At 73.3% G+C, this 14,848-nt stretch carries 9 protein-coding genes; 6 read left to right on the top strand and 3 right to left on the bottom strand.

Annotation, left to right across the window (positions count from 1 at the left end; translation table 11 throughout):
• Positions 1 to 174: 174 nt before the first annotated feature.
• On the bottom strand, positions 175 to 1,401 hold the full coding sequence (locus tag AC27LF_RS30500; protein WP_479657277.1) for a L,D-transpeptidase: 1,227 nt from the start codon (positions 1,399 to 1,401) through the stop codon (positions 175 to 177).
• Between the two features lie 234 nt (positions 1,402 to 1,635).
• On the opposite strand from AC27LF_RS30500, the gene glgX reads away from it, so the two are divergent.
• The 5 genes from glgX (at position 1,636) to AC27LF_RS30475 (ending at position 11,907) form a co-directional block, all read left to right on the top strand.
• Positions 1,636 to 3,891: a glycogen debranching protein GlgX gene (glgX, locus tag AC27LF_RS30495; protein ID WP_479657278.1), complete on the top strand. Its 2,256-nt coding sequence runs from the start codon at positions 1,636 to 1,638 to the stop codon at positions 3,889 to 3,891.
• A gap of 296 nt (positions 3,892 to 4,187) precedes the next feature.
• Entirely contained in the window at positions 4,188 to 6,248 is a 2,061-nt protein-coding gene (locus tag AC27LF_RS30490; RefSeq protein WP_479657279.1) for an ABC transporter ATP-binding protein, read from the top strand.
• The gene (locus tag AC27LF_RS30485) at positions 6,245 to 8,134 is read left to right on the top strand and encodes an ABC transporter ATP-binding protein (RefSeq protein ID WP_479657280.1); all 1,890 of its coding nucleotides are present in this window, start codon (positions 6,245 to 6,247) and stop codon (positions 8,132 to 8,134) included. Before AC27LF_RS30490 ends, AC27LF_RS30485 begins: the two co-directional genes overlap by 4 nt.
• 306 nt (positions 8,135 to 8,440) lie before the next feature.
• Positions 8,441 to 10,150 carry an ABC transporter transmembrane domain-containing protein gene (locus tag AC27LF_RS30480; RefSeq protein WP_479657281.1) on the top strand — a complete coding sequence of 570 codons (1,710 nt, stop codon included), beginning with the start codon at positions 8,441 to 8,443 and terminating at the stop codon, positions 10,148 to 10,150.
• Positions 10,147 to 11,907 carry an ABC transporter ATP-binding protein gene (locus AC27LF_RS30475; RefSeq protein WP_479657282.1) on the top strand — a complete coding sequence of 587 codons (1,761 nt, stop codon included), beginning with the start codon at positions 10,147 to 10,149 and terminating at the stop codon, positions 11,905 to 11,907. Before AC27LF_RS30480 ends, AC27LF_RS30475 begins: the two co-directional genes overlap by 4 nt.
• Before the next feature lie 245 nt (positions 11,908 to 12,152).
• On the opposite strand, the gene AC27LF_RS30470 is transcribed toward AC27LF_RS30475, so the two are convergent.
• A complete protein-coding gene (locus AC27LF_RS30470; protein ID WP_479657283.1) occupies positions 12,153 to 12,716 on the bottom strand; it encodes a GNAT family N-acetyltransferase in 564 nt (187 codons plus the stop codon).
• A 70-nt stretch (positions 12,717 to 12,786) separates the two neighbouring features.
• A complete protein-coding gene (locus AC27LF_RS30465; protein ID WP_479657284.1) occupies positions 12,787 to 13,347 on the bottom strand; it encodes a GNAT family N-acetyltransferase in 561 nt (186 codons plus the stop codon).
• A gap of 224 nt (positions 13,348 to 13,571) precedes the next feature.
• Between AC27LF_RS30465 and AC27LF_RS30460 the strand changes: the two genes are divergently transcribed.
• Entirely contained in the window at positions 13,572 to 14,816 is a 1,245-nt protein-coding gene (locus AC27LF_RS30460) for a helix-turn-helix domain-containing protein (RefSeq protein WP_479657285.1), read from the top strand.
• Positions 14,817 to 14,848 lie beyond the last annotated feature (32 nt).

Raw genomic sequence — 14,848 nt, 5'->3', positions numbered from 1 at the left:
TTCTCCCCTCCGCCGGGCCTGGTCAGGCCCCCGCCCCGGTGCGTCGTACGCACACTCTGGCGCATATTAACCGCAGGGTTTTGAGCTTCGTGTCAGGCAATGGTCACCGTTCCGTCGCAACTTCCGCCGTTCGCGGCCCGCCCGTCGGCCACCCCAACCGCTCTCCCCCTCCCGTTATTTGACCGCGCCGCCCGCCTTCCACTCCTTCCAGCCCATGTTCCATCCGCTCAGGCCGTTGCCGGGATCGACGACGTCGTCGTCGCTGTTGACGACCTCGACGACGTCACCGATGAGGGTGCGGTCGAAGAACCAGCCCGCGGGCGTGCTGGAACTGCCGCCCTGGACGTCCCTGAGTCCCACGCAGCCGTGGCTGACGTTGGCCACCCCGGGGGCGTCCTGGGCCCAGTAGTTGCCGTGCAGATAGGTGCCGGTGTCGGTGAGTTTCATGGCGTGCGGGACGTCGGGGATGTCGTACTCGCCGCCGAAGCCGACCGTCTGGCCGTTCATCCGGGTGACCTCGTACATCTCCATCACCACCATCTTCCCGTTGTACGTGGTGGTCTCCGGGGCCCCGGCGGTGATCGGCACGGTGGACAGCAGTTGGCCGTCGCGCCGCACCTCCATGGTGTGCTCCGCCGCGTCGACCAGCGAGACCTGGCTGCGGCCGATGGTGAACTCGACCGTCTTGCGCTGGAGTCCGTACACGCCGCGCGCTCCCTCGACGTCGCGCAGGGCCAGATCGACGGTGACCTTGGTGCCGGGCTTCCAGTACCGCTCGGGGCGGAAGTCGAGTCGGTTCTTGCCGAACCAGTGCGGGCGGATCTCGACGGCGGGCCGCGCCGTGACGCGGACCGCGCGTTCGACGGCGGCACGGTCGGCGATGTCCCGGTTGAAACTCAACGAGACGATCATCCCGGTGCCCACGGTGGAGCGGTTCTCCGGAGTGATGTACGCGATGAAACGCTCCGCCGGCACCTGGGTGGTGAACTCGGTGTGCCGGGCCGAGCGGCGCCCGTGCCCGTCCAGGGCCACCACGTCCACCGTGTACTTGGCGGCGAGCGCCAGCTGCCGCTCGTCCGGCTCCCAGAGCATGCCGTCGCCGGTGATGTGCCCGGCGACCGGACTCTCCTGGGCGTCCTGGTGCTTGACCACCCGCACCGACTCCAGGCGTCCGCTCGCCACCCGTACCCGTAGCCGTTCGCCGGGGCGCACGTTCTTGCCGCCGTCGTCCGGGGAGACGCTGATGGCGTCCTTGGGGGCCGGCGGCTTGCCGAACAACCGGCCGATGCCGAGGTCGCCGCCCGAGGTACAGCCGGCGGCGCCCGCCAGCAGCCCTGCCCATGTCAACACCGCGGCCAGTGCGGCCGTCGCGCGCCGTGCGCGCCCATGTCCATGCCTCACGCGTGACTCAACGACGGCCCGGCCCTGGGGAAACGTGAGTGCGACGCACGCTGTGGGCAGAACAGGGGGAGGACGACGAGATGGGGAGCCGCCGCGCCCGCGCGAGCCGCCGCGGGCGCGCCGTGTCATGCGGCCGGGCGCGCCGTTGCCCAAGGGGTACGGCGCACCCGGCCGCATGGCGCGGGCCGGGTGCGCCCCCGTGGGCGAACGAGCCGACGCTAAGGGGCCGACAGGGTGACGAGCGCAGCCGAGCAGCGGGCGACGGCTCAGGGGCGGGCCGGGCAGGACGGCCGCAGGGCCGCCGCGACGAGCGGCGCCCGGCGTCCCACGCCGCCCGCGCCGGCCGTCTGGCCGGGCGCCCCCACGCCCCTCGGGGCCCGGTTCCGGCCCGGCCCCGAGGGGAGCGCCGGCACCAACTTCGCGCTCTGGGCGGGCGGGGCCGAGGCCGTCCAGCTGTGTCTGTTCGACGACGCCGGCCGGGAGACCCGGGTGGCGCTGACCGAGCTGACGCACGAGATATGGCACGGCTTCCTGCCGGGCGTGCGGCCCGGCCAGCGTTACGGCTACCGGGTGCACGGCCGCTGGGACCCGTGGACCGGCGCCCGGTGGAACCCGGCCAAGCTGCTGCTCGACCCGTACGCGCGCGCGGTGGACGGCGAGTACGCCACCTTCGGGCTGGCACCGGAGCTGTACGGGCACGTGCGGGACTGGCCGGAGCAGCATGTCGCCGACACCGTGCGCGACGAGCGGGACTCGGCGCCGTTCGTGCCCAAGGGTGTCGTCGTCCACGATGACGACGACTGGGCCGACGACCGCCGGCCCAAGACGCCGTGGGCGGACTCGGTGATCTACGAGCTGCATGTGCGCGGGTTCACCAAACTGCACCCGGGCATCCCCGAGGAACTGCGCGGCACCTACGCCGGGCTGGCCCATCCGGCGGCCATCGAGCACCTGGTGCGGCTGGGCGTGACCGCGGTGGAACTGCTGCCCGTGCACCAGTTCGCGCACGAGGACCATCTGCTGCGCCGCGGACTGCGGAACTACTGGGGCTACAACTCGATCGGCTACTTCGCCCCGCACGCGGCCTACGCGGCCTCCGGTACCGCCGGCGAGCAGGTGGGCGAGTTCAAACGCATGGTCCGCGCCCTGCACGCGGCCGGCATCGAGGTCATCCTCGACGTGGTCTACAACCACACCGCGGAGGCGGGCGAGCTGGGCCCGACGCTCTCCCTCAAGGGCATCGACAACCGCGGCTACTACCGCCTCCAGGACGACGCCCGCCGGTACGCCGACTACACCGGCTGCGGCAACACCCTGCACGTCGTACGGCCGCAGGTGCTGCGCCTGATCACCGACTCGCTGCGCTACTGGGTGACGGAGATGGGCGTGGACGGCTTCCGGTTCGACCTGGCGGCGGCGCTGGCCCGTTCCCTGCACGACGTAGACATGCTCTCCCCGTTCCTCGCGGTGATCGCCCAGGACCCGGTGCTGCGCCGGGTCAAGCTCATCGCCGAGCCCTGGGACATCGGCTCGGGCGGCTACCAGGTCGGCGCGTTCCCGCCGCTGTGGACCGAGTGGAACGACCGCTTCCGTGGCGCCGTCCGTGACTTCTGGCGCGGCGCGCTGCCGGACGTGCGCGACCTCGGCTACCGGCTGTCCGGCTCCAGCGACCTGTACGCCTGGGGCGGCCGCCGCCCCTACGCCTCGGTCAACTTCGTCACCGCGCACGACGGTTTCACCCTCCGTGACCTGGTGTCCTACGAGCGCAAGCACAACGAGGCGAACGGCGAGGACAACCGGGACGGCTCCGGCGACAACCGCTCGTGGAACTGCGGGGCCGAGGGCGAGACGGACGAGGAGCGGATCCGGGCGCTGCGCCGCCGGCAGATGCGCAATCTGCTCAGCACGCTGCTGCTGTCCACGGGCGTACCGATGCTGGTGGCCGGCGACGAACTGGGCCGCACCCAGCAGGGCAACAACAACGCCTACTGCCAGGACAACCCGATCAGCTGGCTGGACTGGTCGCTGGCGGCGGAGCCCGGCTGGCGGGCGCTGCTCGACCTGACGTGCCGTCTCATCGCCCTGCGCCACCGGCACCCGGTGCTGCGCCGGCGCGCGTTCTTCTCCGGGCGCGCCCACACGGCGGACGGACTGCGCGATCTGGCCTGGTTCACCTCGCGGGGCGCGGAGATGACGGAGGACGACTGGTACGCCCCCGCCGCCGCGCTCGGCATGTACCTCTCGGGGCGTGACATACCGGGCCGCGACGAGCGGGGCGCGCCGATCCTCGACGACAGCTTCCTCACCGTGCTGCACGCCGGGGACCGCCCGGCGCCCTTCGTCCTGCCGGGACCGCCGTGGGCGGACCGCTACGAGGTCGTCGTCGACACGTCCCGGGAGGACCAGGCGGAGGCACCGGGCGTGGTGCACGCGGCCGGTGCGGCGATCACGGTGCCGGAGCGGGCGGTGCTGCTGCTGCGGGTTCTGTGACCTCGGCCGGACGGGCCGCGGGGTGCCGTCGTGCGGTTGCCGCGCCGTTCTTTGGCAGCGCTGCTCTGTCGTGGGGTTGCCGCGCCGTTCTTCGGCTGCCGCGCCGGCGTGGCTTGTCGCGCGGTTTCCCGCGCCCCTGCGGGGCGCGGCCTTACGCCCCGTGCGCGCATCTGTGCGACCCGTCGTGCCGCCAGGTGCGTCGCACCGCGAACACGCTGGTCGTAGGACCAACGGCGGAGGGGACCCCGGCTGAAACTCGGTGGGCGTTGTCGGTGCTGGTCCGTAGGCTCCGTGTGATGCCCTCGACACATGCACCCACCAAGGACCGTCCCGACCGCTCCACCGTGCGCACCCTGATGCGGCTGTGGCCGTATGTACGCCCGGTGCGGGTACGGCTGTGTACCGCCGCGTTCGTCGCGGTGGTCGCCTCCTGTGTGGGGCTGGTGATCCCGCTGGTCCTGAAGTGGATGGTGGACGGTCCGGTCGCCGACCGTGATCCGGCGGGCGTGTGGCTGGGCGCGCTGTACCTGCTGCTGCTCGGGATCGCGGAGGCGGGACTGTTCGGGCTGCGGCGGTGGCTGGTGGCCCGGCCGCTGTCGCACGTCGAGGCGGAGATGCGGGCCGAGCTGTACGGGCATCTGCAACGGCTGCCGGTGGCCTTCCACGACCGCTGGGCGTCGGGCCAGCTGCTCTCCCGGGGCACCACCGACCTGATGCTGCTGCGCATGTTCCTCGCCTTCCCGTTGACGTTCCTGCTCGTCAACGGTGTGACCATCCTGGTCGGCGTGGCGATCATGATGTCCCAGGACTGGCTGCTCGGGCTGGTCGTCCTCGGGCCCGCGGTGCCCCTGATGTGGACCTGTGCGGTCTTCGAACGGCGGTACTCCCTGGTGGCGCGGCTCGCCCAGGACCAGGTCGGCGACCTGACGACGGTCGTCGAGGAGAGCGTGCTCGGCATCCGCGTCATCAAGGGGTTCGGCCGGCACCGCAGCCAGGCGCGGGCGTTCCGCGAGCTGTCGGGGACGCTGCGCGACACGGAGCTGCGCAAGGCGCGGCTGCTGGCGACGATCTGGGCCGTCATCGTGACGCTGCCGGAGGTCGCGATCGGCGCGGCGCTGGTGCTGGGGACCGTGCGGGTGGCGGACGGTCAGCTGTCCGCGGGGACGCTGGTCGCCTTCTTGAGCACGGCGCTCGCGCTGCGCTGGCCGGTGGACTCGATCGGGTTCCTGCTGGCGATGACGCAGGAGGCGGCGACGGCGACGGAACGGTACTTCGAGGCGCGGGACGCCCGGGTGGAGGAGCCGGGGGGAACCGGCGGCCCCGACCGGAAGCCGGGGCCGGCGGACGGCGGACTCCGGTTCCACGGCGTCCGGTTCCGCTATCCCGACGCCCCGCCCGGCTCCCCGCCCACCCTCGACGGCATCGACCTGCACATCCGCCCCGGCGAATCCATGGCCCTGGTCGGGGCGACCGGCAGCGGGAAGACCACCCTGACGGCGCTCATCCCCCGGCTGCACGAGGCCACCGCCGGGCGGATCACGCTGGACGGGCGGGACATCACCGCCATGCCCCGCGAGGAGCTGCGCGCGAAGGTGGCCGTGGCCTTCGAGGAACCGACACTGTTCTCCGCGTCCGTCGCGGAGAACGTCCTCATGGGCGGCGACGGCGGCACCGGCCGGGCGGACCTGGAGCGGGCGCTGTCCGTCGCGCAGGCCGAGTTCGCGCACGCCCTGCCGCACGGCACGGACACCCAGGTCGGCGAGCAGGGGCTCAGCCTGTCCGGCGGGCAGCGGCAGCGGCTCGCGCTCGCCCGGGCGGTGGTGGGCCGCCCGCGCTTCCTCGTGCTGGACGACCCGCTGTCCGCGCTCGACGTGCACACCGAGGCCGCCGTGGAGGCCGCGCTGCGCCGGGTCCTCGCGGACACCACCGCGCTGATCGTGGCCCACCGCCCCTCGACGGTGCTGCTCGCCGACCGGGTCGCCCTGCTCTCCCAGGGCCGCATCGCCGCGATCGGCACCCACCACGAACTGCTCCGCACCAACGCGGAGTACGCCCACCTGATGTCCGGCGAAGAGCCCGCACCCGGCGCGGCCGCACAGGACGACGGACACCCGAGGGCACAGGCCGGGACACGGACCGGAACAGACGCCGGACGACACGCCGCAGCCGCACCCCGGGAACAGGCAGGCCGGCCGTCGGACCGGCGAACCGACGACCGGCCCGACGGACGGACCGGACAACCCGCCGCCGGCGAACGGCCCGGATCCGGCGCGGGTGACCAACGGAACGGAGACGGACGCGGTGGTGCGCCGCGAGCCGCCGGTGTGCCGGGCACGGAAGTGGAGGATGCTCGATGACCGCTCCCGCCTCGTCGGCTCCGCCGCCCGCCGCCTCCGGGTCCGTGACCCCGCCGGACGCGGGGGACGCTCCGGCCCGGCCGCAGGACTCCCAGGACCCCTTCGACCGGGACGTGCTGCCCGCTCCGCCGGGTGCCACGGCCACCCTGCTGCGCTCGCTGCTCGCCCCGATGAAGGCCCGCGTCGCCGTCACCACGCTGCTGCTGCTGTTCCAGCAGGCCGCCGTGCAGGCCGGTCCGCTGCTGGTGGCGTACGCCATCGACAGCGCCGTACCGTCCCTCCGAGGCGGCGAGCACGGCCCGCTGATCGCGGTCGGCGTCGGCTATCTGCTGTGCGCGCTGCTCTCCGGCGGCCTCCAGTTCGCGTTCATCGAGGCGGCCGCGCGCGTCAACCAGGACGTGCTGCTCGACCTGCGCGGCCGCATCTTCCGGCATGCGCAGGCGCTGAGCGTCGACTTCCACGAGCGGTACACCTCGGGCCGGCTCATCTCGCGCTCCACCGCGGACGTGGAGTCGCTGCGCGAACTGCTCAGCGAGGGGCTTCAGGAACTCGTCACGGTGATCCTGTCCTTCGTGTACATCTCCGCGATGCTGCTCTGGCTCGACCTGGGCCTCGGCGCGGTCGCGGTGGCCTCCTTCGTGCCGCTGTATCTGCTGGTACGGCTCTACCAGCGGCGCGCCGGGCGGGTGTTCCGGCTCCGTTCCACGGCCATCGCGGCGGTGATCGTGAAGTTCGTCGAGACGATGAACGGCATCCGGCCGGTGCGCGCCTTCCGCCGGGAGGCCGCGAACGACGCCGAGTTCGACGTGCTCAACCGGCGCCACGAGCGGACGAACGGCGACGCCCTGCTGGAGATGGCCCGCTATGTCGTGGGGTCCCGGCTGGTCGCCAACACGGCGGTCGCGCTGATCGTGCTGTGGGGCGCCACCCGGGTGGCGTCCGGCTCGCTGGCGCTCGGCGTGCTCGCGGCGGCGGTGCTGTATCTGCGCCGCCTGTACGACCCCATCGACCGGCTGGGCATGTTCCTCAACTCCTACCAGTCGGCCGCCGCCTCGCTGGAGAAGATCGCGGGCCTGCTGGCGCAGACACCGTCGGTGCCGGAGCCGGCCGCGCCCCGGGCGCTGCCGGAGCGGTCGGCGCAGGGCCGCCCCGGCCGCGAGGTCGTCTTCGCCGGCGTCCGGTTCGCCTACCGCACCGGCGGGGAGGTACTGCCCCGCTTCGACCTCACGATCCCGGCCGGTCAGACGGTCGCCGTGGTCGGTTCGACGGGCGCGGGCAAGTCGACCCTGGCCAAGCTGCTCGCCCGGTTCTACGACCCCTCCGACGGCCGGGTCCTGCTCGACGGGGTGGACCTGCGGGAGCTGTCCTCGCCCGAACTGCGCCGCGGAGTGGTGATGGTGACGCAGGAGTCGTTCCTGTTCTCGGGCACGGTGGCCGAGAACATCGCCATCGGCCGCCCGGACGCCACCCGTGCGGACATCGAACGGGCGGCGAAGGCGATCGGGGCGCACGAGTTCATCGACGCGCTGCCGGACGGCTACGACACGGACGTACGCAAGCGGGGCGGCCGCATCTCGGCGGGCCAGCGTCAACTGGTCAGCTTCGCCCGGGCGTTGCTCGCCGACCCGGCGGTGCTGATCCTCGACGAGGCGACCAGTTCGCTGGACGTGCCCGGGGAGCGGGCGGTGCAGCGGGCCATGTCGACGGTGCTGCGCGGCCGTACGGCCGTGGTGATCGCGCACCGCCTGTCGACCGTGGAGATCGCCGACCGGGTGCTGGTCATGGAGCACGGGCGGATCGTCGAGGACGGCGAACCCACCGAACTGATCGCCGGAACGGGCCGCTTCGCGAACCTCCACCGCGCCTGGCGGGACAGCCTGGCCTGACAGCGACCGCCGCGGTTGGACACCGCCCCGAAGGGGCGCGGGGCTGTATTCGATATGCGGCTCCGCCGCGCGGGCGCGCCAAGCCACGACGGCGTCGCAGACGACTGACGACACTTGGCGCCCCGAAGGGGCGCGGGGAACGGCGCGCCAAGCCACAACGCCGCCGCAGACGACTGACGGCACTCGGCGCCCGAAGGGGGCGCGGGGAACGGCGCGACAAGGCACAACAACGCCGCAGCCGACCGACGGCACAGAGCGGCACAACCAGCGGAGCACTTGGCACAGCGGAACGGACGGGGAGCATGCATGATCGACGCGTACGAGGATCCCGGGGCACCCGACACGCGCGGCGGCTGGCGGTTTCTGTGGTGGCTGGTGCGGTGCCAGCCGGGCCGGTCGCTGGCCGGGGCGCTGCTGGGCAGCGTCTGGCTGGTGCTGATGGCGGCGGCGCCGTATCTGATGGCCCGGGCGGTCGACGACGGTCTGGTCGCGGGTGACCTGGGCGCGCTGGCCGCGTGGACCGTGGTGCTGTTCCTGGTCGGGGCGGTCAACTCGTGGCTGAGCATCATGCGCCACCGGACGATGACACGGGTGCGGATGGACGCCAACTTCCGCACGGTCAAGGTGGTCGTCGGGCACGCGGTGCGGCTGGGGGCCGCGCTGCCGCGGCGGGCCGGGGCCGGGGAGCTCGTCACGGTCGGCGTCGGCGATGTGCAGACGATCGCCCAGTCACTGACCGTCGTCGGACCCGGGGTGGGCTCCGTGGTGGTCTACGTCGTGGTGGCCGGCGTGCTGCTGTCCGTCTCGCCGCTGCTGGCAGCGGTGGTGCTGCTGGGGATGCCGGTGATCGCGCTGGTCGCGGGTCCGCTGACGGTGCGGTTGCAGGCGGCGGAGACCGAGTACCGGGAGCGGCAGGGCGTGCTGACCGCGCGCATCGGCGATCTGGCGGGCGGACTGCGGGTCCTCAACGGCCTCGGCGGCAAGGGGCTGTTCGCGGACGCGTTCCGGGGTGACTCGCGGCGGCTGCGGGCGCAGGGCTACCGGGTGGGCGCGGTGGCCAGCTGGGTGCAGGCGCTCGGGGTGGGCCTGCCGACCCTGTTCCTCGCGGTGGTCACCTGGCTCGCGGCCCGGATGACCGCCGCGGGCGAACTGAGCATCGGAGAGTTGGTGGCGGTGTACGGCTATGTCGCGGTGCTGGTCGGTCCGGTGGCCTTCTTCCTGGAGATGGGCTACCAGCTCAGCCGGGGCGTGGTGGCCGCGCGCCGGGTGGTGGCGCTGCTGCGGCTCGACCCGGAGCCGGACGAGGGGACCCGGCCCGGCCCGGCGGAGCCGGCCGTGCTGGTCGATCCCGAGTCAGGGGTGCGGGTGCCGCCGGGGCGGCTGACCGCGCTGGTCACCGCCCGGCCCGCGGACGCCGCGGCCGTGGTCGACCGCCTCGGCCGCTTCGCGCCGTCCGCCGCCACCTGGGGCGGGGTGCGGCTCGACGCGATCCCGCTGGCCGAGGTGCGCTCCCGGATCCTGGTCTGCGACAACGAGGCAGACCTGTTCGCGGGCACACTGCGGGAGGTGGTGACCGGACGCCTGGAGCGCGACGACGCCGCGCTGGCGCGGGCCGTGCACGCGGCCGCCGCCGACGACATCGTGCAGGGCCTGCCGGACGGGCTCGACTCGGCCGTGTCGGCGCAGGGCCGCAGCCTGTCGGGCGGCCAGCGGCAACGGGTGCGGCTGGCCCGGGCGTTGCTGGCCGGTCCGGAGGTGCTGCTCGCGGTGGAGCCGACGTCGGCGCTGGACGCGCACACGGAGGCCACGGTGGGCCGCCGGCTGCGGGCCGCGCGCACCGGCCGTACGACGGTGGTGACCACCACCTCGCCGCTGGTGCTGGACTGCGCGGACACCGTGCACTACCTGGTGGACGGCAAGGTCGCGGCCACCGGGCGGCACCGCACGCTGCTCGCGGACGAGCCCGGCTACCGCGCCCTGGTGGCCCGGGACAACGCCGAGGAGGTCGTGCGGTGACGCAGGACACGGGTCATCTGCCGGTCGCCGGGCGGGCCGACGTGCGCCGGGCGACGGTGCGGCTGGTGCGGGCCGACGGGCGGTCCTTCGCCGCCGCGCTGCTGCTGAACGCGCTGGCCGCGGCGGCCGGTCTTGCCGGGCCGTGGCTGGTCGGCCGGATCGTGGACGAGGTCCGGGCCGGCGCCGGGGTCGCGGTGGTGGACCGGCTGGCGCTCGGCATCCTGGTGTGCGCGCTGGCCCAGCTGCTGCTGGCGCGCTGGGCCCGGTACGTGGGCTACCGGTTCGGGGAGCGGACGCTGGCCCGGGTCCGTGAGGAGTTCGTCGACCGGGCGCTCGCGCTGCCCGCGTCGACGGTGGAGCGGGCCGGCACCGGAGACCTCACCGCGCGCGGCACCGCGGACGTGGCCGCGGTCGGCACCACGCTCCGGGACGTGGGCCCCGAGCTGCTGGTCTCCTCCGTACAGGCGCTGTTCGTGATCGCCGCCGTGTTCGCGCTGGACCCGCTGCTCGGCCTGTTCGGAGTGCTCGGGACGATCCCGATCTGGTGCGCGCTGCGCTGGTATCTGCGCCGGGCCCGGGACGGCTATCTCGCCGAGGGCGCGGCCACCTCCCAGGTCGCGGAGATCATCGCGGCCACCGCGTCCGGGGCCCGCACGGTGGAGGCGTTCCGCCTTGAGGAGCGGCGGATCGCGGCGAGCCGGGACGCGCTGGACACGTCCCGGCGGACCCGGCTGTACACGCTGTATCTGCGCACGGTGTTCTTCCCGGCCGTGGAGGTGTCGTACACGATCGCGGTGGCGGCGGTGCTGCTGGTCGGCGGGGTGCTGCACGCGCGCGGGGCGGTGGGCCTCGGCGCGGTGGTGGCGGCGGCGCTGTATCTGCGGCAGCTCACCGAGCCGCTGGACCAGATCCTGATGCGGATCGAGCAACTGCAGAGCAGCAACGCGTCGTTCGCCCGGGTGGAGGGGCTGGCCGGGGCGCCGCGGTCGGTGCCGGACGGCGGCGCAGCGGCCCCGGCGGACGACCGGATCGACGTGTCCGGGGTGCGGTACGCCTATGAGCGGGGCGGGGAGGTGCTGCGCGGGGTCGATCTGACGGTGCGGCCCGGTGAGCGGCTGGCGGTGGTCGGGCCGTCCGGCGCGGGCAAGACCACGCTGAGCCGGCTGCTCGCGGGCGTCGACGCGCCGGGCGCGGGCACGGTGACGGTGGGCGGGGTGCCGATCGCGGATCTGGAACCGGAGCGGCTGCGCCGGCAGGTGGTGCTGGTCACCCAGGAGCACCATGTCTTCCTCGGCACCGTACGGGACAATCTGCGGATCGCCGAACCGGCGGCCGGCGACGAGGAGTTGTGGGCGGCGCTGGCCGCGGTGGGCGCCGACGCCTGGGTGCGCGAGCTGCCGGACGGTCTCGACACCCGGCTGGGTCCCGGCGGTACGGCCACCGACGGGTCCCAGGCCCAGCAGCTCGCCCTGGCCCGGGTGGTGCTGGCCGACCCGCACACCCTGATCCTGGACGAGGCCACGGCCCTGCTGGACCCGGCGACCGCGCGGCACACCGAGCGTGCGCTGGCCGCCGTGCTGGCGGGCCGCACCGTCATCGCGATCGCCCACCGTCTGCACACCGCCCACGACGCGGACCGGGTGGCCGTGATGGAGGAGGGCCGGCTCACCGAACTGGGCACACACGACGCCCTGGTGAAGGCCGACGGCGCATACGCGGCCCTGTGGCGAACCTGGCACACGGAACCCATGCCATGACCGCCCTCCCGGCTGGTGATCGTGGGCCCGGGTCGGGCACGCCCTTTGTACGGCGGGCTTAGGCGGGCCGAGCGGGCCGAGGCAGGAAGAACGTCGCGGGTCGGGAAAACGCCGCAGGTCAGAGGTGGCGCCTCCACTGGGTCACGTCCGGTTCCGGGCACATCCCGCACGACCCTGTCGGACCAGGCGAACACCTGTCAGGTCAGGGTTGCCGCCGAGTGCGGGGCGTCTGTGCGGCAGTGGGGCTACGGCCCCTGGGTGCGTAGCTCGCGGATCATGCAATCGTAGAACGGCGCCTCCGGCCACGGGTGGGACACGCCGATCTTCCGGTATCCCCAGGCGGCGTAGGCCAACTGCGCGGGAGCGGCCTCGGGTTCCTGGCGCACGGTGAGCGTGGCCCGTTCGGCGTCCACGCCTTGCAGGAGGCGGGCGTGCAGTTCACCGGCGATGCCGTGCCGCCGCCACGGCTTGCGTACCGCGAGTTCGATGACGGCGATCGTGCGTCGGCCGTCCTCGCGCGTGAAGTCGTCCGGGAAGGCCACGTCCTGGAGGTTCTTCCACCAGCGGGTGTCCGGGGCGAGGTGGTAGCCGTAGGTGAAGCCGACGACTTCCGCGCCGTCACGGGCAAGGACCAGACGCATGCCGGGGCGCCGGGTGTGTACCTGGTAGTGCTCGATGAACTCGGCGACGTCGCTGGGGCCCTCACAGTACGGCGGTTCCGCGTACGTCTCTTCGTACGCGGGCAGGAACGCGTCCACTTGCCGTGCGGCGGCGTCCGCCTCGTGGCGTTGGTAGGTCACCGTTCTCATCAGGCGGCACCGCTCAGGTCGGCGTACTCGGTCAGGCGGTCAGCGGCGTCCCGGGCGCCGACGGCGTCGATCAGGGCGTTTGCGCGCGGGTGGCCCACTCGTCCGCGAGCATGGCGTGTACGACGGAGTCGCGCCACTGTCCGGCTTTGAGGATGTGCCCGCGGATGGTGCCTTCCTCGACCATGCCCGCGGCCGCCATCGTCTTCGCTGAGGCTTCGTTGAGCGGGGAACGGGCGCCCCAGATGCGGTGCAGTCCGAGTGTTTCGAACCCGAGCCCGAGGAGGAGGCGAACGGTTTCGAGACCGTGGCCGACGCCCCAGGTGTCCGGGCGCAGCGCGAAGCCGAAGGTGGCTGCGCGCTGCTGGTGGGGGTCCATGGCGATCCGGCCGAACCCGATCACGTCGTCTGTGTCCCGCTTGACGACGGCGAGCGCGTACTCGCTGCGCGGGTCCGCCGTCGCGGCGGCGATGGACCGGGTCACGATCTGGGCGACCTGGTCGCGGGTGCGCGGCTCGAACGACAGGTGCTCCGTTGCCTCAGGGCTGCCGTAAATGGCGAGCACCATGTCCACGTCCTCGACGGCGAGTTCGCGGAGGGCGAGGCGAGTGCTGGAACGAGCGACCGGGTGCATGGCGCGGACTCTACCCCCGGGGCAGCGCGGGCCGGCTCGCCGGGAAGGACTCGATCTCCGCGTGGAGATCTCGGGCGACGACCGCCGTCCGCGCGGGACTGGCCATCAGCGCCCGCCGGACCCGCAGCGCGGAGACGACGATCCCGTTGTTGCGGTGCGAGGGCGGCTCGGGGGCGCGGTTCGGAGTAGCGTTTTGAGTGCCTAGGCCAGAACGGAGCACCCGTATGCCCCTCAGCAGTGACGAGCACATCGGTACCCGCGTTCGTATCGCCCGTAATGCCGCCGGTTTGACCCAAGTTGAGCTGGCGGACTTCCTCGACCGCTCGACCGATTGGGTCGCCGGCGTCGAGAACGGACGGCTAGCACTCGACCGATTCAGCGTCATCACCGCGATTGCCGAGCGGTGTGACGTTGACGTGGTCTGGCTCCTCGGCCAGCCCTACCGCCTCCAGCGCAACGGCGGGTCCCTCGCGCACGCCCACATTCCGGCACTGCGCACCGGCCTGCGCCGGAGCGGGCTCATCCTCTCGGGGCACCCGGGCCTGAGCCCCACCGGGGCGCCGGTCGACCTGGCCACGTTGAGCCGCCGGTCACAGCAGGCCAACTCCGCACGCCAAGCGGCGAACCTCCCGAAGGTGGCTACCCTTCTCCCGTCCCTGGTCGAGGACTTGAACACCGCGCTCCTCGTCATCGACGGCTCTGGCCGGGAGGACGCCCTCCGGCTCCTGGTGGACGCCGCCCGCACGGCGCGCATGTGCCTCAACCAGCTCGGCTACCCGGACTTGGCGTGGTCCGCGGCTGAGGTCGCGGCCGGCTCGGCGACGCAGCTCGGCGACCCGGTCACGAAAGCCGCCGTCGCATGGGACCGGTGCGGGGCGCTGCTCCATCAGGCCACGCTCAGAGAGGCGGTCGCCGTCGCTGACGCAGCGCTCCGGGACCTGGAGCCGTACGCGAGCGCCCGGGGCGCCGACGAGCGGGCCGTGTCCCTGCGGGGCGCGCTGCACCTGCGGGCGGCGATCGGCCACGCCCGCGGCGGGCGGGCCGGGGACGCGTGGGCACGCATCGATGCTGCGCTGGAGGACGCCGACCGGCTCGGTGACGGCTGGTACGACTTGGAGGCTCAAACGGTGTTCGGGCGGGGCACCGTGGCCGTCCACGCAGCTGAGGCCGGAGTCGAGGTCGACCAGCCTGAGACGGGGCTCAAGCGGGTACCGAGGGCGAACGTCGACGCCGTCCCGAGCAAGGAGCGCAAGACGCATTTCGCGATCGACAAGGCGCGCGCGCTGCACCGGATGGGGCGCAGCGCCTCCGCGGTCGTGAAGTTGCGCGAGGCCGCCGGGCAGGCGCCTTACTACGTCTACGCCGACCCGATGGCCCGCGCCCTGGTCTCCGACCTCGCCCGGGTCGGGGTGCCCTCGCAGGCATCCGCCCTGTCCGGGCTCATCCGGAACATGGAACTCGTCAGCTAGCCCGAAGGGCCACAGGGGGCGCTCAGTTGTAC

It is taken from the genome of Streptomyces diversicolor (assembly GCF_057537855.1).
Note: the sequence above shows the minus strand (reverse complement) of the source record. Positions and strands in the feature narration are given on the sequence as shown.